Genomic DNA, 21,489 nt, shown 5'->3' on the forward strand with positions numbered 1-21,489 from the left:
GAGCCGTCCGCCGGACGGCTCCCTATTGGTGATGGTTGAGCGTTGGAACGTGAGCGCATCCGGGGCTGGGAACCGCCAGGCCCGCAGCGGCTGGCTAGATGTCCGCGACGAGTTTCTTGTCCTGCACGCGCAGGCGCTCACCGAAGAACCCACCCACGGCGGTGAGCAGCGAGATGATCATCAGAATCAAGGCGGCACCCCAAGACTGGTTGCCAGAGAAGCCCAGCATGGCGGTGGCCAGCAGCGGCATAAAGCCACTGGTGGCGCCGGCAATGTTGTAGCCGAGCGCCACGCCGGAGTAGCGCAACTTAGGCGGGAACAGTTCCGTCAGCAGAGCGCCGTTCACGGCGTACGCCACGGCGATAAGCATGATGCCTACGGTGATGGCCACAGTGATCAAGAGTGGGGACTTGGTGTCGATCATGGCGAAGAGCGGGAACGCCGTCACGGCGCTGGCAATGCCGCCCCACATGGTTACCTTGCCCGGGCCAATCTTCTCCGCCAGCCGTCCCATGAGGAAGGTGACGCCGATCTGGGCTACTGCGGCGACCAGTGTCGCGTTGACCATGACGTTGCGGTCCACCATTAGCGTGTTTGCGCCGTAGCTGACCACGAAGGTAGTGATCATGTAGAAGCCGCCTACGCCGAGCAGGGCGGCCAGGACTGCTACCAGCAGGCGGCCGCCCGCGTGACGGAACACATCCAGAGCCGGGACTTTGGAGATTTCGCCCAGGGCGAGTAGGTCCTTGAAGATGGGGGATTCCTCCACCTTGAGGCGGATCCAGAGCGCGATACCCAGCAGTGGGAAGGCCAGCAGGAACGGGATGCGCCAGCCCCAGGCGTCAAACGCTTCCGAGGGAAAGAGCAGCACCAGCGAGAATGCGCCGGAGGCCAGCAGAGTTGCAACAGGCGATCCGAGCTGGACCAGGGCTGCGTACCGGCCACGCTTTTCCACGGGGGCGTGCTCCACGGCCATGGTCACGGCGCCGCCCCATTCACCGCCAACGGCCAGGCCTTGGACTAGGCGCAGGATCGCCAGCATGACCGGAGCGGCCAGGCCGATGCTGCCGAAGTCAGGGAGCAGGCCGATCATGGCGGTGGCGGCGCCGATCATCACAATGGTGATCAGCAGAGCGGGACGACGGCCGTACCGATCTCCGATGTAGCCAAAGATGACGGCGCCGATTGGACGGGCCGCGAAGCCCACGCCGAAGGTGGCGAAGGAGGCTAGAAGTGCCGCGGTAGGGTCCATGTTGGTGAAAAACAGCCGGTTGAAGACAAGGGCGGCGGCGGTACCGAAGAGGTAATAGTCGTACCACTCCAGGGCTGTTCCGACGAAGGCGGCGCGGGCAATCTTGCCTGCGTCCTTGCCTGAAACTACCGGAGGGGCACCTGTGGCAGGGGAGAGCGAATTTGAGGTCATCACTGCGTGGGCCCTTTCGAGCGGGGGAGTCGTGCATCTCGGGTCCTACGGCAGCCAGTAGGCGGGGGCCAGTGCGCTGCGGTGGTCATACGAGACTAGGTGAGTGATAAAGCACTAAACAATGACAATATCCACCCACTTTTCGCTCATTGATTGTGCTTTCTCACAAACTAGTCAATGGAGCCCTCGTACCGGCTCAAGGTGATGAGAGCCCGGGCGGCCTGGGCCGGCACTGTGAGGTCCAGGCCGATCAACTCGTGCAGGCTGTGTAGGCGGTTGACCACTGTGTTGCGGTGGCAGAACAGCTCTTCGGAGGTTTCCTTGATGGATCCGGTGCGTGCGTAGCTGCGCGCTACCTGCAGCAGGCGCTGGCGTTCCAGCGGCGTGCAGTTGTCTAGCGCATGCCGGATTGGCTCGGAGAAGTCTGCAAATTTTTGCTCCAGCAGTCCGCCGGCGATCCCCATCCAGGTGTTTTCCATAGTGGCGAGCCCTGCGCTGCCGGGCTGGTGTTGGGCCAGGACCAGCGCCGACGCGGCAGCTGCGGGGACGGCGGCCAACCCCTTTACGCCGGGGACGTAGCCGGCTGGGAAGGGCGGGGCCTCCGCGGACCAGGTGCGGCCTTTGCGCTGTTGCCGGAAAAGATAAAGGACGCCGGCGTTCTCGTAGGCGTAGGTGCGGTGATCGGACTCGACGTGGCGCTGCGCATGAGCCACGGACTCCGCGGTGACCGCCAGCACTTCAAAGGTGTCAGCGCCCTGGACGCCGAGGGCCGCCGCCAGCTCGCGGACTTCGGTAGGGCCGCCCAGGTCCGCGTTGAACAGCCGGGACAACAGCCGTTGCCGGTAGAGCTGCTTGTTGCGGGCTAGCCGTGCTTCTTCCTCGGCGTAGGCCTGCTGGATGCTGCTGACGTAGCCCTCAACCGCGTCAAGGACCAGGTCCATGTTGGCCACCAAGACGCCGATTCCGGTGGTACCCGCCACTCGTTCAAGCCCCTTCCAGAGGACCCGGAAGTCATTGCGGATCGCTTCGAGGAACGCGTCCAGGGGGACGCCCTGGCGGGCCCGGCGCGACGCCACCTCCCGCGGCAGCGCCTGCAGGTCGGCGGGGAGTGGCAGGCCTGCCATCTGAAAGAGGAACATGTCCATGGTGTCGGCCGCGGTCTGGTAAATGTCCTCCGGAGGAACCAGGGCGTCGCCATAGGAAATGGCAGAGAACCGAGAGAGGAAGTCCTTGACCAGCAGGTTGCGGTCTTTCCATAGGCTCTCCAGCAGCTCGGTCCATTCCGGTTCCAGGGGGCGTTCCGGCCGGAAGTCGCGGAGAGCGGCCTGGGCGGACTGGGCGTTGCCGGCGTGGTGTGTGGTCATGAGCCTATTTTATGCAAAAGCATAAAATGCAGCCAAAAAGCGGCGTTGGATGCCCATTGAGGGCAGCAATATTACAGAGTTGAATGAACGGGGAGCTTCACCTCCGCTCCTAACCCGACCGTCAGAGCGGACCGGGGCCCCACATCAAAGAGGATTCATGCCCGTCGATCTGCTGATCCGCAATGCCCACATCCTGACCCAGGATGCATCCCGCCCCATCGCTAGTAGCCTGCTCGTCCACGACGGCAAAATCCTTCACGTGGACCCGGACCCCGCACTGACCCGTTTCGCGGCACGAACCATCGACGCTGCCGGGCTCACAATTGTTCCCGGGTTCAACGATGTCCATGCGCACAGCGTCTGGTTTGGGCTGGGGCTGATGGAGGCCAATCTGGGAACGGTGCATAGCTTGGAGGACGTCTACCGGATTATCACCGACGCCGCGGTCGGGCTGGCGCCGGGCGACTGGGTGGTGGCCTCGGGCTTCAGCCCGTTGCTGATCGGCGGTCAGCAGCCGGACCGCGACCGACTGGATGCAGCTGCGGGTGGCCGCCCTGTGTGGATCAAGCACTCCTCCGGCCACGCCTGTACCCTCAACGGTGCGGCTCTGGACCTTGTTGCCGCAGAAGCCGACCTCAGCGCGCCGATTGACGGCGGCGCCGTCGTCGTCGATGACGCAGGCACGCCCACCGGGCTGCTGGCAGAAAACGCGATGCGCCTGGTGCAAAATATCCTGCTGCCCTACCCGCTGGAGACGATCGAGCGGGCCCTGGACCTGGCCACCTCACACTATCTTTCCGAGGGGATCACCAGCGTCACGGACGCTGGCGTAGCCGGTGGTTGGATCGGCTATTCGCCCCGTGAGTTTGCCGCCTACCAGAATGCCCGTGATCGGGGCCTGCTCAGCGTCCGGATGCAGCCGATGATGGTCATCGATACCTTGCATGGCGTGCCCGGTCACGACGACGATCCGGCGTTCACGGGTCTGGACGGCGGCATCCGCACCGGGCTGGGCGACGACTGGCTTCGCCTGGGCCCAGTGAAGATCTTCAGTGACGGCTCGCTTCTGGGCAGCACTGCCTACATGACCGAAGAGTATGTTGGCTGCTCCCACAATCATGGCTACCTGCAGATGGATGCGGAGAAGCTGCGCGAGTCGGCGCTGGGCGCATACCGGGCCGGGTGGGCGGTCGCCATGCACGCCATTGGCGATCACGCGATTGACCATGCGATTGACATCATCACCGAAGCACAAGACAGTTATGGGCTGAACAGCCAGCCCAACCGGATTGAGCACGGCGGCGTGGTCCGGCCGGACCAGCTGGACCGGATTGCCAGGGCCGGTATCGTGTTGGTTCCGCAGCCACACTTCATCACCGAATTCGGTGACGGCATGGCCCGCCTCCTGGGTCCGAAGCGCACGGCGTGGTCCTATCCGGCCAAAAGCTTGCTGAACCGTGGGCTGGTGCTGCCGGGAAGCTCGGACCGTCCCGTCTCCAACGGCCGGCCGTTGGACGTGATGCAATCGTTCGTGGAGCGGTTGACGCCCGCTGGCGTGGTCTACGGCCCGGCGGAACGCATCACGGCAGCCGAGGCGCTGGCTGCCTACACCACGGGATCGGCCGCCGCGACCGGCGCCGGGGACGTTAAGGGACGCCTGGCGGCCGGGTACCTGGCGGACCTGGTGTTCTTGGACCAGGACCCAACCGCCGTTGACACCTCCCGCATTGGCGCCACCCGCGTCCTGGCCACCATGGTGGGCGGACAAGTCCGTTTCGGCGCCGACAATCTCCCGTCGCGGGCGCACGGCGAAGACCTAGAGGCAGCATTGACAGGGAAGGAAACCCCATGAGCACCACCGATGAGCAGTTCCTTGCAGATTTCGCGAACATGTCCAGTTTTGGCGCGACGGCCGGCGGCGGCGTCGACAGGCAGGCAGGCACCGCAGCCGACCATGCAACCCGGTCCTGGTTCAGCCAGTGGCTGGCGCAGCATGGCTTCACCGAAACAGTTGACGGGGCAGGTAACCAATTCGGCACCTTGGAGTTGGTTCCGGGCGCCGCCTATGTGCTGGTCGGCTCGCACCTGGACTCCCAGCCGCTGGCTGGCCGGTACGACGGAGCTTACGGCGTGCTCGCCGCGGCCCACGCGGGCACTCGTGTTGCCTCGGAATTCCGGTCCGGGAAGGTGGACCCCGCCTACAACCTGGCGGTGGTGAACTGGTTCAACGAGGAAGGTAGTCGCTTCGCGCCCAGCATGATGGGCAGCGGCGTCTTCACCGGAAAGCTGGCACTTCGCGACGCCCTCGCGACCGCGGACCCCGCAGGTACGACAGTGGCCGAAGCTCTGGCCGCAGGGCACCGCAGTCCGGATGCTGGGGCCCCGGTCCTCGCCCAGGTGGCCCGCTACGCCGAAATCCACATCGAGCAGGGCCGGGAGCTGGAAGAGAGCGGCACCCACGTGGGGATTGTGGACCGGACCTGGGCCGCGAGCAAGTACCGGGTGAGCGTGGACGGGGCGCAGTCGCATACCGGTGCTACCCGCATGGAGGACCGCCGTGACGCGCTCTACGGGGCCGCGCTGGTCATTGCAGCCGCCCGGGAACTGACCGCAGAATTCGAACCCGGGCTTCTACACACTTCAGTGTCGGAGCTGTTCGTCCTGCCAAACTCGCCGGTGACGATTGCCCGGCAGGTCTTGATGAACCTTGATCTGCGCTCCCCGGACGAGTCCGTGCTGATCCTCGCGATGGAGCGGCTGGGCAAGCGGATCCTTGACGCTCAGGCCGATTCTTGCACCGACATCCACCTCACGCTCACGCATAACTGGGGGCTGCTGTCCTACCAGCCCGGCGGAGTGGCGCTTGGCAGGGCCAGCGCGGACGGGCTGGGCTTCACCTCCAAACAGGTCATGACCGTCGCAGGACACGATTCGACCAATCTGAAGGATGTCGTCCCCACCGTGATGCTCTTCGTTCCCAGCGTCGAGGGCATCTCCCACAACGAGGCCGAGTTCACCCGCGACGAGGACGCGTTGCGCGGTGTTGAGCTTCTTACCGACGTCACCCGCCGGCTGGTCCGTGGCGACGTGATCGAGGGCTAACCGTCTGTCCCGAACGATAGGTAGAGCAATCTCAGGGCCTATGAGCTTGCCTCACCTGCAGGAGTTTTTGCTGGCCAGTATCAGCCCTGCTCAGCCAGTAGCTCCAGGATGTGCTGGTAGTCGGAGCCCGTGGCTCGGGTCATGCCCAACTCGCAGGTCCTGTTGCAGGAAGCATGGGCTGTTGCGTCCATGGAGACCACCTCGGCGGACTGCTTGGCGGTGGCCGAGGCCGTCAGCTCTGGGTGAAGCATGCCCCTGTCGCCAGCGAAGGCGCAACAGCCCCAGCTTTCCGGGATCAGAACGTCCTTGGCCACAGCTCCAGCAACAGCGCTCAACGCAGGGTTCAGGCCCAGTCGGGTAGACGAGCAGGTGGGATGCAGGGCCAGGGACGCGAGCCTGGGCTGGCCTGGCAGGAACGGGAGGATCCGATCCGCGGCAAACTGCACCGCGTCCACTACCCGCAGTGGCGCCCTGCCTGGCACACGTGGTTCGCTCTCAAGGGTGGCCAGCAGCCCCTCGGTACAGGATGAAGCATCGCAGATGATGCTCAGCTCGCCGTCCCGGGTCGCTGCGCGCAACGCGGCCAACGTCTTGGCATGCATGGTCTCCTGCCCAGCAGCCAAGCCTTTGGATGACCAAGGCGTTCCGCAGCACAGCCCATCAATATCCGGCGGAACCAGGAGCGAAATGCCCACGCGCTCGCAGAGTTGCTCGAAGCTGAACTGCACCCCGCGCCCGGCTTTTTCAGACGAATTTATTGTCTGGGAATCAGCAGCTCCAAACATGGTTTGCACACACGCGGGGAAGTAGATCGCCGTAACAGGACCCTCCGGCGTTGGCCTGGCCCGCGACGGCCCACCGCCAGGCAGTTCGGGGGAGTACAGGGGCACCGTATCCGGGCCCAGCACGGCCCTGGCCAGCACATTGGGTGGACGCACCACCGCGGACGGCACCTTGGCCACCAGCGTCAGCGCCGTGCCCGCCCCCTTGGTCACGGCGCCCCAATGCCCTGCGGCAGTCTTCCACACGGCGTTCTCAACTGCCCCGGCGTCGTCCTTGCGCAGATGCTTGACCAGCGTTCCGGTGTTGATACCTACCGGACACGCTGTCTGGCACATGCCATCCACGGCACACGTCTGCACGCCCTCGTACACATAATCTTTTTCCAGCGATGCAGCCAGTTCCAGATCTCCGTCCAGCCGGGCCTGCTCCGCCGCGCGCAGTGTCACAATCCGTTGCCGTGGCGTCAGCGTCAGGTCCTTGCTGGGGCAGACCGGCTCGCAGTACCCGCATGAGACGCAGCGGTCCACCTCCTCAGCCACCGGCGGCGCCGTTTTTATGTGCCGCAGATGGGCTCTCGGATCATCATCGAGCAACACCCCAGGGTTGAGCATGCCCATCGGATCGAACAGCGCCTTGATCTCCCGCATCACGGCGTAGAGCTCATCGCCGTACTGCCGCCGCACATAGGGAGCCATCACCCGGCCGGTCCCGTGCTCGGCCTTGAGCGACCCGCCCTCGCCAAGTACCAGGTCAACCATGTCCTCCGTGAACGCGCTGTACCTCCCCAGCTGGTCGGGCGTGGCAAAACCATCGGTCAGCATGAAGTGGATATTGCCGTCCTTGGCGTGCCCAAAAATCACCGAATCCTCGTACTGATACTTGGCAAACAATCCCGTCAGGGCCTGGCAGGTCCGGCCCAGCTGGGGCACCGGCACAACAATGTCCTCCAGCAGGGCGGTGGTTCCCAGCGGACGGGCGCCTGCCACCGACGCGTAGAGGCCTTTTCGCAGATGCCACAGCTGGGCCCGGCCCGCTGGATCTGTGCTGAACGACGCCGGCGCACTGAGCCCCAACTGTCCCAGCACCGCGTCGCCGCCGGACCGCAGGGACTCCAGTGCCTCGGGCGTATCTGCCGAGTATTCCACCAGCAGTGCCGCATGGTCCCGAACATCAAGATCACGCACGACGCCGGGTGTTCCCTCAAGCGACTGACCCACCTTCAAGGACAGGGAATCCATCAGTTCCAGTGTTGCTGCGCCTGTTGCCACCAAAGCAGGAAGGGCAGCGTTCGCCGTGGACAGATCCGGGAAGACCAGCAGACCGGTACCGGCATGGGCCAGGCGCGGCACCGTCCGGAAGACAGCCTCGGCAATAAAGCCCAGAGTGCCCTCGCTGCCAACGATCAGGTGCGCCAGCATGTCTGCTGGGGTCTCGAAATCCACCAGTGCGTTGATCCCGTACCCCATGGTGTTTTTCATCGAGAACTGCCGCGTGATGGTTGCCATCGACGCAGCATTTCCGCGCACCCGGCGGGACAACCGCACCAGCCCGGCATGCAGGATCGGTTCCAGCGCACGGAGCCGGGCATCGGCGTCGGGCGCCCCCGTATCAATCACCGTGCCACTGGGCAGGACCACCGTGACCGATTCCAGGGTTCGGTACGTGTTTTCTACGGTGCCGCAGTTCATGCCTGAGGAGTTGTTGGCAATCACTCCGCCCACCGTGCACGCAGATTCGCTCGCCGGGTCCGGACCAAACTTCCGGCCAAACCGCAGCAGGCGGGCATTAAGTTGGCGCACCGTGACGCCAGGCTGCACGCGCACCCGGGCGCCGCCGTCGAGCACCTCAATGTCCTGGAAGTTCCGCCGGACATCCACCAGCACGCCGTCCGTCACAGCCTGTCCGCTGAGGCTGGTGCCGCCGGAGCGGAACGTCAGGGCCACGCCCTGGGCGGCACTGGCCCGCAGCAGGCGGCCAACCTCGGCAGCCGACGTTGGAACCACTACCGCCTGCGGGATCAGCAGGAAGTGGGAGGCATCGTGGGCATTGGCATGCAGATCGATGGCACGGGTCTTAACCCGGGCAGGGTCGGCGACGGCGGCGCGGAGCGCGTCGAGCATACAGTGGTCTCCTTTGGGGTGCTCAGAGTCGCGGTACTCGGCTCAGTGGGGTTCCGGGCGATGCCCTAGTGCTTGGCCTGGTGCAGGACCGGTTCAGGCAACCCGGCGCGCTCGCGGATCCCACGGCTGAGCTTCTCAATCGATTTCAGCGCGCTGGTCAGGTCACCCACGGGAACATCGAAGGGCATGTTGTGGATGGTCTCGCCCTCTACAGTGGCGGCCTCGGCAACCCGGCGGAGGTCGTCGTCGTCCGTCACCTTCAACCCCACTTCGGTGAGCGTATTGGGCAGGCCCACCCGCGTGGTGAATTCAACGAAGTCCGTGATGTCCGCGCTGGGCGCGCCCTCCAGGACCAGCTGCGTGAGCGAGCCGATGTTGACCTTCTGCCCATGCGCCAGTCCGTGCGTCTGGGGCGCAGCAGTGAGGCCATTGTGGATAGCGTGCGCGGCGGCCAGGCCACCGGATTCAAAGCCCAGCCCGGAGAGCAGGGTGTTGGCTTCCACAACGCGTTCGACGGCGGGCGTCACCAAATTCTCGCGGACCGCGTCCAGGGCAGGGAGCGCGTTCTCCCACAGGACGTCCCAGGACAGTTTCGCCAGCGCGGTGCCAGAGAGGGTGGGAAGGCCCCCGGCCATGGTGTTGGCGAAGGAACGCTGCGTTGCGCGTGCCTCCAGCCAGGTGGCCAGAGCGTCTCCCACGCCAGCAGCTAGGAACGACGCCGGCGCGTTGGCCACCAGTTGGGTATCCACCAGCACCAGGTCAGGGTTGCGCGGGAAGAACCTATATTCCTCGAAGACGCCGTCCTCGGTGTAAATCACTGACAGTGCCGAGGTGGGGGCATCGGTTGAGGCAACTGTGGGAACGGTGACCCAACGAATTTCCGAGGCATAGCCAGCGGCCTTCACGGCGTCGATAGTGGACCCACCGCCGAGGGCAACGATGACGTCTGTACCGTGTTCCTTGATCAGGGCGCTGAGCCGGTCTACTTCCTTGGCGCTGGGAATTCCGTTGAACTGGACCCGGTTGACCGGAAGGCTGGCGGCGTTGAGGGAGGACTCGACGTCGTGGGCCACAAAGCCCCAGACCATGTCATCGGCAACCAGCAGGGGCTTGCTGCCCAAGGGTGCCAGGAATTCGCCCAGCCTGTTGATGGCACCCTTGCCCTGAACATAACGGCTGGGTGCAATGAGCGTGCGGATGGGGGCGTGCTGGGCTGGGGTCATCGGAGATCTCCTTTGATCAAATGCGGTGAATGGGCGCAATGCCAGCCTAGGACTGATTGTGCAACAGAGCGCCTGGCGTTCTCACCCCGTGATAACCCGGCTTGGGTTGTCGCGGTGTTCCGGGCAGAATCGGACCTGTAACGAGCCCACAGCAGGAAGGCAGAAAACCCGATGATCTTCATCGTCGTCAAATTCAACGTCAAACCCGACTGGACGGACCGCTGGCTTGACCTCACCCGCGAGTTCACCGATGCCACCCGGAAAGAACCGGGCAACCTCTGGTTTGACTGGTCCCGCAGTGTGGACAACCCCAACGAGTTTGTCCTGGTGGAAGCCTTCAAGGACGACGCCGCTGGCGATCACGTGAACAGCGCACACTTCACCCAGGCCATGAAGGACATGCCTCAGGCACTCGTGGAGACCCCACACATCATAAGCGAGCAGATTGGCGCTGAAGGCTGGGGCCTGATGGGCGAACTCAACGTTCCGTAACTGCCCAACGGCGCGCAGACTCTTCCTCCACCAGTGGCGGATTGTCCACATGGAGGGGACAGACTTTGGTTTGTCCCCTCCATGGCACCAAGATGGAAGCTATGGGACGCAATGACGCTTTTACCGGCATGGCATCGGTGCAAAAAGCTTTTGCATTGCTCGATGTTGTCGCAACAGACACACGTGGCCTGACGGCCAAGGAATTGGCCACTACCCTTGAGATCCCGCTGCCCACGGTCTATCGGCTGCTGAAAACCTTGGTCGAATCTGAACACCTGGTTCACCTCAAGGAGCAGAGCCGCTATGCGCTCGGGTTCAAGGTCCACGCACTCGATTCATCCCTGCACCGGCAGATCGGTACGCCATCTGCCGTGATGCGCCTGATCCTTGAACTGCACTCCCGCGGAGATGCCGCTGCCTACTATGCCGTGCACCGGGGAGATGACATCGTGGTGGCCCACGTGGTGGATTCCCCCTCCCGGCCGCGCATCACACCGATGGGTTTTGGCTTCAACGACGCAGCGCACGCCACAGCCTTCGGCAAAATTCTCCTCGCCGGCATGGATCCCGAACGACGCCGGACGTATCTCGCACGGCACGGCATGCCTTCCATGACGGACCAGACACTCCGCACGATTCCCGAGCTTGAGGACGCGCTGCTCCGGATCAGCGAAAACGGGATAGCCACCGAACGTGAGGAATTCATTCTGGGTGCATCCTGCCTGGGAGCACCGGTCATGAACGCAGCAGGCCAGATTGTTGGCTCCGTGGCGGTATCCATGGAAACTGAGGACTTTGATAGGAGGGGCGCAAAAATTGCATCCCTGCTCCGCGACACAGCTGACCGGGTTGGCCGGGCGCTGCGGGCAACATCTGTGCTGCCCAACCGTTCCAGCACCTGATCCCTTCCAACGCGTGGCGTGAAAAACCTGCCACACGAAAACGGGATCCCCGCCACCAAGAGCCGGGATCCCGCCGTCGTGCAGGGTCTAGAGCGTTAGAGCTTTGATGTCTTCAGCTGCTCGGCAATGTAGTCCGCCTGCCGGATCGCCAACGCCACGATGGTCAGCGTGGGATTCGCTGCAGCGCCGGTGGTGAACTGTGACCCATCAGAAATGAACAGGTTGGGTACGTCGTGGGATTGGCCAAAGGCGTTGACCACACCGTCCTCGGGGCGTTCGCTCATGCGCGCCGTCCCCATGTTGTGCGTGGATGGATACGGCGGAGTGTGGTGGCTGGAAACTGCTCCCACCGCGTCGTACAGCAGCGAACCCTGCTGATAGCCGTGGTTGCGCATGGCCGCGTCGTTGGGGTGGTCATCAAAATGCACGTTCGGAACCGGAAGGCCAAGATTGTCCTTTACGGAAGTGTTGAGCGTGATCCGGTTGCTTTCCTGCGGCATATCTTCGCCGACAATCCACATGCCTGCCGTGTTCTCGTAGTCATCCAGGATGGCTGCGAACCCTGGACCCCATGCGCCCGGATCCGCGAAACTGGCCAGAAACGCCGGCCCCAGAGAGATGGTCTCCATATAGTAGCCACCCACAAATCCGCGGTCGGGATCATGCCGGGACTCATCTGCGATCAGGCCAGCCATGGTCTCGCCCCGATACATGTGCACGGGCTTGTCGAACGTGGCATAGACCGAGCCGGTGGTGTGCCGCATGTAATTCCGCCCCACCTGTCCTGAGGAGTTGGCGAGGCCATCCGGGAAGAGGGGCGAGCCGGAGAGCAACAGCAGGCGTGGGGTCTCGATCGAGTTGCCAGCCACCGCCACGACCCGGGCTTTCTGCTCCTGCAGATTGCCGTCGGCATCAATGTAGAGCACACCGTCGGCTTTGCCTTCGGGCGTGTGCGTGATCTGCACGGCGTGGCTGTTGGGCCGGAGATCCAGGTTGCCGGTGCGCAGAGCCTTGGGGATTTCGGAGACAAGGGTGGACCATTTTGACTTGTTCTTGTCGCCCTGGAAGTTGAAGCCGTCCTGGATGGAAGCAGGCCTGCCGTCGTAGGGTTCCGCGTTGGTCCCGTAGGGTCCGGTGGCGTAGTGCCGGTAGCCGATCCGGTCCGCTCCCGCTGCCATGACCTTGAAGTTATTGTTGGCCGGAAGCGCTGGACGCCCACCGCGGTGTGTACTGCCAATTTTGTTCTCGGCCTTTTCGTAGTACGGCGCCAGGTCTGCCAGAGTGATGGGCCAGTCCAGCAGATTGGCACCGTCCACACGGCCGTAGGTGCTGCGGGCCTTGAACTCGTGGGCCTTGAACCGGGGAGTGGCCCCGGACCAGTGCGTTGTGGTGCCGCCAACGGCTTTCACAATCCAGGCAGGCAGGTTGGGAAAATCCCGGGCAACCCGCCACGAGCCGGACGTGGTCCGCGGATCCAGCCAGGCCATCTGGTTGAAGGCGGCCCATTCGTCGTTCTCGTAGTCCTCGTTCTTCAGGTGCCCACCGGCTTCAAGGACCACAACCTTGACGCCCTTTTCAGTAAGTTCGTGGGCCAACGTGCCGCCGCCGGCTCCGGAACCGACAATGACAACAACGGAGTCGTCGTCATGCGCAAAGCTTGCTGACTGGCCGTCCGATGACGTTCCTGTGGTGTCCTGGGTCATGGCGTTGTGGCTCCCTCGATCGTGTCGGACCCTTTGAAGAGGTCATCGAATGGTTCATCTGTGGTCTCGGTGGATGTACGGTCGGCTGTTGTCGGCGAGGTCGGTCCACTGCCTGGGATGGGCGCCTTGATCGCGTAGGCGAGCGGTCCGATCTCGGTCAGCTCTTCGTCGCTTTCCTCGATGCGGGGTTCTGGCAGCCAGTCGAGGTCGTTGAAACCCCTGTTGATATACCCGCCTTTGGAAAATGACTCCCCTTCATAGCCCAGAACTCCCCACACTTCGGGATCGTCGTAGAAGTTCAGGACTGTGGTGCGCCGGATGAAGCCGAAGAACTCTAGGTCGCCCAGACGCTTCAGCACAGCCAGCGCCCGGTCATCGGAGAGGTCCAGGAAGTGTTCATCACTGAGTGAATCGAGCGTTAAGAGGCCTTGGGTCAGGGCAACCCTGAACCAGGTGGAGTCCTCGGCTTCAGTGATAATTTTTACGGCCATCCGTTCGTAGGGTCCGTCCGGAACCTGCGGATGCGGGAACGCGACACGGATGATGCGGGTGAGGATTACGCGTGCCTCATCCGTCATCTGCAACGCATTGAGTGCCGAATATTTTGCGGGATACGCCATTGTTCTTCCCTTACTTCCTCTTCTTTGTGGTCAGTTGTTTAGGGGCGTGCAGCGGGGGCTTTCTGGTGGATTCAGCCAACGAGATTCGGAACCAGGATGCCGCGGCCTACCAGATTTCCCCGATCCAGATCGTGCATGGCCTGGACCGCGTCTTCAAGATCGTAGAGCTGGGTATGCAGCGATACCTTGCCCTGTGAGGTCAGCGTCATCAGCTCGGTAAGGTCCAGGTAACTGCCCACCAAGTTGCCCACGACGCTGATTTCACGGGAGATAATTTCGATCGTGTCCACGTTCACGGCGCCGCCGTAGCCGATGCTGAAGTAGCTTCCGCGGTTGCGAAGCGCCGTAATTCCCAGCGCTTCCGTACCGTTCTCGCCCACAAAATCGAACACCACATGCGCGCCGCCGCCAGTGATCTCAAGAAGTTTGCCGGCGTCGTCCGCTGTATTCAGGACGTGATCTGCTCCGGACGTTGTGGCCAACTCCAGAGCCTCCTCCGAATGGTCAAGGACGGTTATCTCCGCCGCAGTAAGGGCTTTCAGGGATTGAATGCCTATGTGCCCCAGTCCGCCGCTGCCGATCACGACGGCGTGGCTTCCGGGCGGGAGCAGCGGAACTGCCTTGCGGACGGCATGGTAGGCGGTAAGGCCGGCGTCGGCCAAGGCAGCGATATCGGTGGGCTTCATGGCGGAATCGAGTTTTACGACCGCGCGGGCGTTAGTCTTCATGAACTCGGCCATGCCGCCGTCGACATTCAACCCTGGGAATGTGGAGTTCTCGCAGTGCGAATCCTGGCCTGCGCGGCACGGGAGGCAGAGGCCACATGTCACCAGCGGATGCATGATGACAGTGTCGCCGGGGCTCACGTTTGTTACTGCGGTGCCTACCTCAGTAACCCAACCGGCATTTTCGTGTCCGAGGATATACGGCAGGGACGGATGCTGGATGGGATCCCATTGACCTTCGATCACGTGGAGATCAGTTCGGCAGAGTCCGGCTGCGCCTACTTTGACAATGACGTCCCACGGACCCGTGATTCGCGGTTCCGGTACCTCATCAATGCGTGGGTCTCGGTGGTACTCGTGCACCCGGACTGCCTTCATGATCCTCCTTGCAAGCCTCGTCATCGACGGCTGATGTACTGAGTGTGTCGTGAATCACGCAGATGGGATAGCGCGGTTCTCACGCTGTGAGAACGTCGAGCAGGACCGGCGTCCGGAATGGCATCTAGTCACCTGCAGTTCCGGTCGGTGAGTTTCTCATCGATGAGGTCCCACACTGCGACAGGCACAACTTCCAATGCAAAAAGCATGTGCCATGACTCGCCCGCCTGGATAGCCGCCGTTTAGCAGGGTGAGGACAAAACCTGCGTACTGACTTCAGCGACGGACGCGCAGGTGGGGCCAAGGGGCTTGGGCCTCGAATCAAAAATAAGTTGCCATGCGATATGGCATCTCAGTCGAACTCCTGTATAGTGAATCTTGTTGTTGTGTTTATGCAGTTAGCAGTTCAGGCAGTAAGCGCGGTCGAAAGTCCGCGTCCTTCTGAAGTAGCGGTTTTGAACACCCCACACCGGAGGACCCGAAAGTCGGGACTTTTCCTCCACCTTCACGAAGGACATTAAAAATGGCTACTGGTACCGTCAAATGGTTTAACGCTGAAAAGGGCTTCGGCTTCATTTCCCCCGATGACTCCTCACAGGACGTTTTCGCACACTACTCTGCGATCAACTCCTCAGGCTTCCGCTCACTCGAAGAGAACCAGAAGGTCTCCTTCGAAACCGAGCAGGGCCCCAAGGGTCCTCAGGCCGTCAACATCCAGGCACTCTAATTCATTAGACTTCCTGGGACCGCAAGGTTTCTGAAGCAGGGTCTGCCACTGGCAGGCCCTGCTTTTTTGTGCCCAGATTCATGGAAAGAAATCGCTAGCCCTTACCGACACTTGTGACGTTGGTGCGGACCTTGATTTCCACTGATAGCAGGAATCTTGTTGCCTGTGTGGGGTTGCTGGGGTTAGTGATACTGATGAGCCGGGCAACAGGCATTTTTTGAAAATGCGCTGTGGATAACGGCTGTAGCCCGGATCACTTTCAGGTAGTCTGACGGGACTTTCACCTTCCTCCCAGTGCTTGCCGTTTGGGGCCGTCATGACTATCAGCATTCATGTCCGCTATCGCTTGCTGATCGTCTCTGTCATCGCCGCGCTAAGTGTGGTTCTCAGCGGGTGCCAGGGGAGTGCCGCCCCCGGTGGGTCATCGAGTCCGCCGTCAACTACAAGTCCGACGTCGGCCGCGTCAACTCCCAGCGCCACGCCGACTCCCACAGTCGCTCCGGCTTACAAACCTGCGGATGCTTCGGGCAAGGCGCAGAACGTGCCCGTTCCGGAGAAGCCCGCGTTGGCTGACGAGAACTCCAAGGCGGGCCTCGAGGCGTTCACAAAGTACTGGTACGAGCTACTCAGCTACGGGTACGAGACGGGCGACGTAAGCGGTACCGACGAATTAAGCAGCAAAGGATGCCAATTTTGCATTGGCCTTGGGGACGGAATCCGCGAAGCTTGGCAGGATAAGCGTTGGATTGCCGGGGGAAAAATTCAGTCCAGAGCTGTCAACATCCAATTTGTAGTGGGTATGACAACACAACAGATAACCATGCAGATCATTCAGGAAAAGATCCAGATAATACGGCCGGATGGAACCCTCCTTCAAGATCCGACGCCGCAGACCAACGTTGCAAGTCAAGTTGTCGCGGATTTCGACGGGACACGCTGGATAGTCGTCGATCTAGGGTTGGTCAGGTAAGTGTGGCAAACCAAAAGTTGGGTTTTGTTTTTCTTGGGTGCGTGATCATTTTTGCTGTGCTGGCCCTCCCAGAAATTGCCGAGTCCAAGGAAGGTGACATCGTCGTCGGGTACGAGGAGAAGGGAATAGACCTTCGAAAAACTGATTGGATATGGGATACGGAACTAGGTCAGGCAATTCCAACGCTTTCGTCCAGCACCACGTCGTCAGACCCAAACCAGTACAAGTACGACCTTCAATGCCAGATTGATGAGACTAGTCAAGATGTGAAGTGTCTACCAAACGTTTTGCCCTGCCCGGCGAGGGCGGAGGATGGCAAGGAAGGTATTCCGGTGGTGTGGTCCGTGGCGCCAAGGGCCATTGCGGATCCCACCTGGACGCAGTGGACGCCGGCAGGTGCTGGCCCCACATGCCTGTACGACACGAAACCTGAAGACTTGCTGCCACGCATCGCAGCGAGAATCCTCCAGGATTTCAGGAACCTTCCTGTCATTCCCGCGAACCTGACGCTTCAACCAGCGCCGCATACCCTGAAGGGAGCGGAGACAAATGTCTACGCCAACGCCGAAACCCAGGCGTTCGACGTCGTGATTCTGGGACAGCAGGTGCATGTTGAGGCGACCCCCACCCTCTACACCTACAGCTACGGCGACGGTTCCGGACTTGGCCCCACAGAAAGTGCCGGCGGGCCCCTTCCGCAGGAACAGTGGGGCACTAAAACCAGGACCAGCCACATCTACCAGGACACAGGCACCTACTCGGTGAGCGTCAGTACAACATTCAGTGGCACATACGCCGTCAATAACGGCCCATCACTCCCCATCACGGGCAACGGGGAATTTGCGTCCGGCGGGCAGACACTCGAAGTGTGGCGCTCCATCACCCGGAACTTTGCCGATGACTGCACTGTTAATCCGGCTGGTGACGGCTGTCCGGGGCGCTAACGGCCAGATTCAAGAGCCCCCAAGAGAAGAGGGGGACCGTCCGGGGAACAGACGCCACGGGGTTACCGTTGTACCAGCGACATCCCAGCACCACGCATCCCCGCGAATCACAGGTTAAGCAGAGGAATTCCATGAGCCAGCGCGTCATCGTTATCACCGGAGCCAGCGACGGAATCGGGGCGGCAGCTGCCCGTACCTTGAGCAAGGCGGGGGACACTGTGGTCATTGTGGGCCGCTCAGCGGAGAAGACCAAAGCCATTGCCAACGAACTCAACGCCGAGTACTTCATCTGCGACTTTGCGGAGCTGTCCCAGGTACGGAAGCTCGCAGCGGATCTCCGCGCAAAGTACCCGCACATCGACGTCCTGGCCAACAACGCTGGCGGCATCATGGGCAAACGCGAACTCACAGTTGATGGCAACGAGAAAACGTTCCAAGTCAACCACCTTGCACCTTTCCTGCTGACAACAGAGCTGATGGATGTCCTGGTCGACAGCAAAGCCAAGGTCATTAACACTGCGAGCATGGCCAACCAGTTCGGACACCTGGACCTGGACGACCTCACGGCCGAGCGCAAGTATTCCGCCAACCGCGCCTACGGCACCGGCAAGCTCTCCAACATCCTGTTCACGAGCGAACTGAACCGCCGCTTCGGTGACCAGGGAATCACGACGGCGTCATTCCACCCCGGGGTAGTCCGCACCAGTTTCGCCAGCACGTCATCGAGCCTCATGCGGCACTTCTACACGTCAATTCTCAGCCGCTTCATGCTCAGCCCAGACCAGGGAGCAGACACCCTGCTCTGGCTAATCAATGGAACAGCTGGCCGGGACTGGGTTTCCGGCGCCTACTACGCCAAGCGGGCCTTGGCCAAAGCCAACAAGCAGGCTTACGACGCGCAGCTCGCCAAGGGACTCTGGGATCACAGTGTGGAGTTGGTCAAGGCGTAGATACCGCACTGCCTGAACCTCAGCTCACCATTTTGTTGAGCTGAGGTTCAGCGCAGCGCGACAGCTACGCGACCAGCAAACCGTAGGTGCTGACGACGTTTCCTTTGCTTGTCCTGAACTGGTCCTTGAGGGCCAAGCGGGTCGCGGGATCCCCGTCGCGGAAGAGTCTCTGCCCGCTTCCTGCAACGGCGGGATGGGTCATGAGCGTGAGTTCATCCAGGACGCCAGCAAACAGCAACTGGCGCACCACGGAGATGGATCCGCACACGGCAATCTCGCCGCCGTCGCGTTTTTTTAGTTCCTGGACAAAATCCGCCAGCGGGGCATCCATAAGCTGGGAATTCTGCCACTCAAGCGGCGCTGTGAGGCTGCTCGACGCCACAAACTTCTGCACGGGATTGATAAAGCCGGCGAAGTCCTGATCAACAGAAGCATTCGGCCAGTACGAAGCCCACTCCTGGTAGCTCCTCCGCCCGAGAACCACAGTATCCACGGAAGTCATCATGCGCTCCATGCCTTGGCCAAGTTCGGCATCGAAACTGTCGTACTGGAACGTGAAGGGATCCGACACCACGCCATCAACGGAATGGAAGAGGCCGGACGTCACTTTGCGCATTGTTCTGATCCTTCTGCTGGTGTTTGTGCGGGTGCTGGTGCTCTTGTGAAACGCGCCGGATCGCCCGGACGCTTTTACCCTAGTTTCCCTTGACTGCCAGCGGAAGAGGACGGTGCTAACGCCTGCTCTTGCGGTGCGGCCCGGATCCGGGCAACTTATCCGGATCCAGGGAACGCGCTGCGTGCTTGCATCCCGTGCACGCGCCGCAAGGCCACGCCAAAGCTCAACTCAGCGCCGTCAGCGTTCTAGCTGCCTCGGCAATCGCGGGATCCAGCTCAAGCGCAGGTTGTGGTCTGGAAAACAGGTATCCCTGCAGCGCTTCGCACCCAAGAGCGTTCAAATACCGCAGTTGCGCCTGCGTCTCCACCCCCTCGGCAGTCACAGACAGACCCAGGTTGTGGGCCATATGGATCATGGAAGTCAGGATGGGTAGATGCTCGTCACCGGTGATGATCATCGACACGAAGGACCTGTCGATTTTCAGCGCATCTACGGGAAGATCCTGCAGACGCCCAAGGGACGAATATCCAGTCCCAAAATCGTCCAGCACTACCCGCACACCGGATTCCCGCAGCCGAATCAGTTGCTGAATGGGGTTACACGTGGCTTCGAAGAACACGCTTTCGGTCACCTCCAGTACAAGCTGGGCAGGGTTTACCGAACAGTCCTTGACCAGGCGAAGAACATTGTCCGCAAAGTCTTGATTGTGAAGCTGGGCTCCAGAAACGTTAACCGCTAGGGAGACGCCAGCATCCGCCGCAAGCCACACGGACAGGCCCTGGAGGCTTTGCCGCATCAGGTCCATGCCCAACTGCTCAATAACGCCCGTGCTCTCGGCCAGGGGAATAAAATCCAGGGGCGGTATATGGAGCCCGTCATCAACCCACCGTGCCAACGCCTCGCACTGTGTCACTGTCCCTGTCAGGGGGGAGACGATTGGTTGGTAGGCGATGGTAAATTCTTGGCCCGCCACGGCCTTCCTCAGCCGCGTTTCCTGGCGTGTCTGCTGAATCAGCTGTTCCATCATGGTCGGCTGGAATCGCCTGTAGCGGTTTCTTCCCGCTCTTTTCGCCGCGTACATGGCAATATCTGCCTCCCGCAGCAGTTCTTGGGCATCGGCTGTTTCCGACCGGCCCGAGGCGATGCCGATGCTTGCCTGCGGGTTGATGGCATTCCCCTGGATACTCAGTGGAATCATGCTCGCCAGAACACGGATAGCTACGGCGTCAACGTCGGCACATCCGGTCAGCAACACGACGAATTCATCACCTCCCAGCCTGGCTACCACCTCCGCGTCGGGGAGAGTGCTGCTGAGTTGGACGGCTATTTTTCTGAGGAGCTCATCGCCTGACTGATGCCCAAAGAGATCATTTACGTCCTTGAAATTGTCGAGGTCCAGCAGCAGGACGTCCACGTTTTCCTGCTCGCCTTGGGAGAAAAGCTGATTCAGTGTCTCATTGAACACCGCACGGTTGGCCAGGCCGGTCAAGGAATCCTGGTAAGCGCGGCTCCTCAACTCGTGCGCGTGTGCTGCCAGTTTCGCCATGGCCGCTTCCGCGGCTTCTTCAGTTTTTCTCCGTGGGGTGATGTCCCTAAAGCTCCAAACGCGCCCCACCACCTGGCCGTCAACGCGTTGGGGCCGGGAGTGCCTTTCAATGGTCCTACCGTCCATGAGCAACACAATGTCATCAGTGATGGCTTCAGGATGCTTCTGGATTTCGATGATCCGGGTGAGAAAGGCCTGAGGATCTGCGGACTGTTCAACAGCCAACGCGATTGCCTCCGGCTCCCGCCCCGGGCTCATCAGTTCGCGTGGGACCTGCCACATGTCAAGGAACCGTTGGTTCATGCCCGTCAGGGTTCCATTGATGTCGAAGACTGCCAAGCCATCTGCTGTTGATTCGAGCGTGGCGCTGAGGAGGGATGTTGCTCGGCGAATCTCCGTGTCCCATGCTTGCCGGTGCTCCAGGCTACGAACGGAGAGGATCAGTCCGCCCTGTCCTTTCGTCTTTCGCACCGCACCAGCGATTTCAGCCTGAAAACCACTTCCATCGGCGCGGAGGGCCCCTACTTCCACCACTGTCGTCTTGGCCGATGGCATCCCCGGCGGGGCTTCAGCTAAGGCGGTGAGATCGTGTGTGAAATCCTGGAGGAACAGTGCCCCTTGGTGCTGTCCGACAAGACTGTCAAGCGACCGGCCGAACATGCGTGCTGCGCTCGGATTCGCGGCTGTGATGATTCCGTCCGGGTCCAGTGCCAGGAGCCCATTCGGACTTTCGGCCACCAGATCAGCGACGAAAGTGGTGTGTTTTGCTGTTCTGCGGCGCTTCGATGCCCCCATGATTTTTACCCCCGCTAAGAAGTATAGGGTGATGGGCCTCACGTTCCGCCACCAGGGAAGTCGACATCCGGGCTAGGCCAGGATCAGTCAGGATTCGGGGCCCATT

17 protein-coding genes are annotated in these 21,489 nt (G+C 61.6%); 8 read left to right on the forward strand and 9 right to left on the reverse strand.

The features are described from left to right. Positions 1–94 precede the first annotated feature (94 nt). Both QMG79_RS03075 and QMG79_RS03080 read right to left on the reverse strand, forming a co-directional pair. Positions 95–1,423 carry an MFS transporter gene (locus QMG79_RS03075; protein WP_502934685.1) on the reverse strand — a complete coding sequence of 443 codons (1,329 nt, stop codon included), beginning with the start codon at positions 1,421–1,423 and terminating at the stop codon, positions 95–97. A gap of 170 nt (positions 1,424–1,593) precedes the next feature. Next, entirely contained in the window at positions 1,594–2,787 is a 1,194-nt protein-coding gene (locus QMG79_RS03080) for a helix-turn-helix domain-containing protein (protein WP_283537090.1), read from the reverse strand. A gap of 157 nt (positions 2,788–2,944) precedes the next feature. Here QMG79_RS03080 and QMG79_RS03085 point away from each other — a divergent pair, with 157 nt between their 5' ends. Together QMG79_RS03085 and QMG79_RS03090 are read left to right on the forward strand one after the other, a co-directional pair. Further along, complete coding sequence (locus tag QMG79_RS03085; protein WP_283537091.1) at positions 2,945–4,639, forward strand: amidohydrolase; 1,695 nt, start codon at positions 2,945–2,947, stop codon at positions 4,637–4,639. Further along, entirely contained in the window at positions 4,636–5,889 is a 1,254-nt protein-coding gene (locus tag QMG79_RS03090; protein ID WP_283537092.1) for a M20 family metallo-hydrolase, read from the forward strand. Before QMG79_RS03085 ends, QMG79_RS03090 begins: the two co-directional genes overlap by 4 nt. An 80-nt stretch (positions 5,890–5,969) precedes the next feature. Here QMG79_RS03090 and QMG79_RS03095 read toward each other — a convergent pair whose 3' ends face one another. Next, positions 5,970–8,792 (reverse strand): FAD-binding and (Fe-S)-binding domain-containing protein, encoded by a 2,823-nt coding sequence (locus QMG79_RS03095; RefSeq protein WP_283537093.1) that lies wholly within the window; start codon positions 8,790–8,792, stop codon positions 5,970–5,972. A gap of 65 nt (positions 8,793–8,857) precedes the next feature. Next, positions 8,858–10,015, reverse strand: a complete 1,158-nt coding sequence (locus QMG79_RS03100; protein WP_283537094.1) for a glycerol dehydrogenase — start codon at positions 10,013–10,015, stop codon at positions 8,858–8,860. A 171-nt stretch (positions 10,016–10,186) separates the two neighbouring features. On the opposite strand from QMG79_RS03100, the gene QMG79_RS03105 reads away from it, so the two are divergent. Beyond that, positions 10,187–10,507 carry a putative quinol monooxygenase gene (locus QMG79_RS03105; RefSeq protein WP_283537095.1) on the forward strand — a complete coding sequence of 107 codons (321 nt, stop codon included), beginning with the start codon at positions 10,187–10,189 and terminating at the stop codon, positions 10,505–10,507. A 101-nt stretch (positions 10,508–10,608) separates the two neighbouring features. Next, the gene (locus QMG79_RS03110; RefSeq protein ID WP_283537096.1) at positions 10,609–11,409 is read left to right on the forward strand and encodes an IclR family transcriptional regulator; all 801 of its coding nucleotides are present in this window, start codon (positions 10,609–10,611) and stop codon (positions 11,407–11,409) included. A 95-nt stretch (positions 11,410–11,504) separates the two neighbouring features. Here QMG79_RS03110 and QMG79_RS03115 read toward each other — a convergent pair whose 3' ends face one another. From QMG79_RS03115 to QMG79_RS03125, 3 genes are all read right to left on the reverse strand, one after another. Next, a complete protein-coding gene (locus tag QMG79_RS03115; RefSeq protein ID WP_283537097.1) occupies positions 11,505–13,112 on the reverse strand; it encodes a GMC family oxidoreductase in 1,608 nt (535 codons plus the stop codon). Then, the gene (locus tag QMG79_RS03120; protein ID WP_283537098.1) at positions 13,109–13,732 is read right to left on the reverse strand and encodes a gluconate 2-dehydrogenase subunit 3 family protein; all 624 of its coding nucleotides are present in this window, start codon (positions 13,730–13,732) and stop codon (positions 13,109–13,111) included. Before QMG79_RS03120 ends, QMG79_RS03115 begins: the two co-directional genes overlap by 4 nt. Positions 13,733–13,803: 71 nt before the next feature. Further along, on the reverse strand, positions 13,804–14,835 hold the full coding sequence (locus QMG79_RS03125; protein ID WP_283537099.1) for an NAD(P)-dependent alcohol dehydrogenase: 1,032 nt from the start codon (positions 14,833–14,835) through the stop codon (positions 13,804–13,806). Positions 14,836–15,358: 523 nt separating this feature from the next. Between QMG79_RS03125 and QMG79_RS03130 the strand changes: the two genes are divergently transcribed. The 4 genes from QMG79_RS03130 to QMG79_RS03145 all read left to right on the forward strand — a co-directional run bounded on the left by QMG79_RS03130 (position 15,359) and on the right by QMG79_RS03145 (position 18,426). Beyond that, positions 15,359–15,562 (forward strand): cold-shock protein, encoded by a 204-nt coding sequence (locus QMG79_RS03130; protein WP_076798513.1) that lies wholly within the window; start codon positions 15,359–15,361, stop codon positions 15,560–15,562. Positions 15,563–15,878: 316 nt separating this feature from the next. Further along, the gene (locus tag QMG79_RS03135; protein WP_283537100.1) at positions 15,879–16,532 is read left to right on the forward strand and encodes a DUF6318 family protein; all 654 of its coding nucleotides are present in this window, start codon (positions 15,879–15,881) and stop codon (positions 16,530–16,532) included. Between the two features lie 41 nt (positions 16,533–16,573). After that, on the forward strand, positions 16,574–17,476 hold the full coding sequence (locus QMG79_RS03140) for a hypothetical protein (RefSeq protein WP_283537101.1): 903 nt from the start codon (positions 16,574–16,576) through the stop codon (positions 17,474–17,476). Between the two features lie 131 nt (positions 17,477–17,607). Continuing rightward, positions 17,608–18,426, forward strand: a complete 819-nt coding sequence (locus QMG79_RS03145; RefSeq protein ID WP_283537102.1) for an SDR family NAD(P)-dependent oxidoreductase — start codon at positions 17,608–17,610, stop codon at positions 18,424–18,426. A 64-nt stretch (positions 18,427–18,490) separates the two neighbouring features. Here QMG79_RS03145 and QMG79_RS03150 read toward each other — a convergent pair whose 3' ends face one another. Together QMG79_RS03150 and QMG79_RS03155 are read right to left on the reverse strand one after the other, a co-directional pair. Continuing rightward, positions 18,491–19,042, reverse strand: a complete 552-nt coding sequence (locus QMG79_RS03150) for a dihydrofolate reductase family protein (protein ID WP_283537103.1) — start codon at positions 19,040–19,042, stop codon at positions 18,491–18,493. Between the two features lie 223 nt (positions 19,043–19,265). Then, positions 19,266–21,383, reverse strand: a complete 2,118-nt coding sequence (locus QMG79_RS03155) for a putative bifunctional diguanylate cyclase/phosphodiesterase (RefSeq protein ID WP_283537104.1) — start codon at positions 21,381–21,383, stop codon at positions 19,266–19,268. Between the last annotated feature and the right edge of the window lie 106 nt (positions 21,384–21,489).

It is taken from the genome of Pseudarthrobacter sp. PS3-L1 (assembly GCF_030063285.1).
Taxonomy (GTDB): domain Bacteria; phylum Actinomycetota; class Actinomycetes; order Actinomycetales; family Micrococcaceae; genus Arthrobacter.

Bases quoted from the DNA above. Each gene is read 5' to 3' on its own strand.
- QMG79_RS03090 (WP_283537092.1), top strand. From the start codon at position 4,636: ATGAGCACCACCGATGAGCAGTTCCTTGCAGATTTCGCGAACATGTCC.
- QMG79_RS03125 (WP_283537099.1), bottom strand. From the start codon at position 14,835: ATGAAGGCAGTCCGGGTGCACGAGTACCACCGAGACCCACGCATTGAT.
- QMG79_RS03135 (WP_283537100.1), top strand. From the start codon at position 15,879: ATGACTATCAGCATTCATGTCCGCTATCGCTTGCTGATCGTCTCTGTC.
- QMG79_RS03085 (WP_283537091.1), top strand. From the start codon at position 2,945: ATGCCCGTCGATCTGCTGATCCGCAATGCCCACATCCTGACCCAGGAT.
- QMG79_RS03130 (WP_076798513.1), top strand. From the start codon at position 15,359: ATGGCTACTGGTACCGTCAAATGGTTTAACGCTGAAAAGGGCTTCGGC.
- QMG79_RS03120 (WP_283537098.1), bottom strand. From the start codon at position 13,732: ATGGCGTATCCCGCAAAATATTCGGCACTCAATGCGTTGCAGATGACG.
- QMG79_RS03150 (WP_283537103.1), bottom strand. From the start codon at position 19,042: ATGCGCAAAGTGACGTCCGGCCTCTTCCATTCCGTTGATGGCGTGGTG.
- QMG79_RS03080 (WP_283537090.1), bottom strand. From the start codon at position 2,787: ATGACCACACACCACGCCGGCAACGCCCAGTCCGCCCAGGCCGCTCTC.
- QMG79_RS03115 (WP_283537097.1), bottom strand. From the start codon at position 13,112: ATGACCCAGGACACCACAGGAACGTCATCGGACGGCCAGTCAGCAAGC.
- QMG79_RS03155 (WP_283537104.1), bottom strand. From the start codon at position 21,383: ATGGGGGCATCGAAGCGCCGCAGAACAGCAAAACACACCACTTTCGTC.
- QMG79_RS03100 (WP_283537094.1), bottom strand. From the start codon at position 10,015: ATGACCCCAGCCCAGCACGCCCCCATCCGCACGCTCATTGCACCCAGC.
- QMG79_RS03145 (WP_283537102.1), top strand. From the start codon at position 17,608: ATGAGCCAGCGCGTCATCGTTATCACCGGAGCCAGCGACGGAATCGGG.
- QMG79_RS03095 (WP_283537093.1), bottom strand. From the start codon at position 8,792: ATGCTCGACGCGCTCCGCGCCGCCGTCGCCGACCCTGCCCGGGTTAAG.
- QMG79_RS03075 (WP_502934685.1), bottom strand. From the start codon at position 1,423: ATGACCTCAAATTCGCTCTCCCCTGCCACAGGTGCCCCTCCGGTAGTT.
- QMG79_RS03105 (WP_283537095.1), top strand. From the start codon at position 10,187: ATGATCTTCATCGTCGTCAAATTCAACGTCAAACCCGACTGGACGGAC.
- QMG79_RS03110 (WP_283537096.1), top strand. From the start codon at position 10,609: ATGGGACGCAATGACGCTTTTACCGGCATGGCATCGGTGCAAAAAGCT.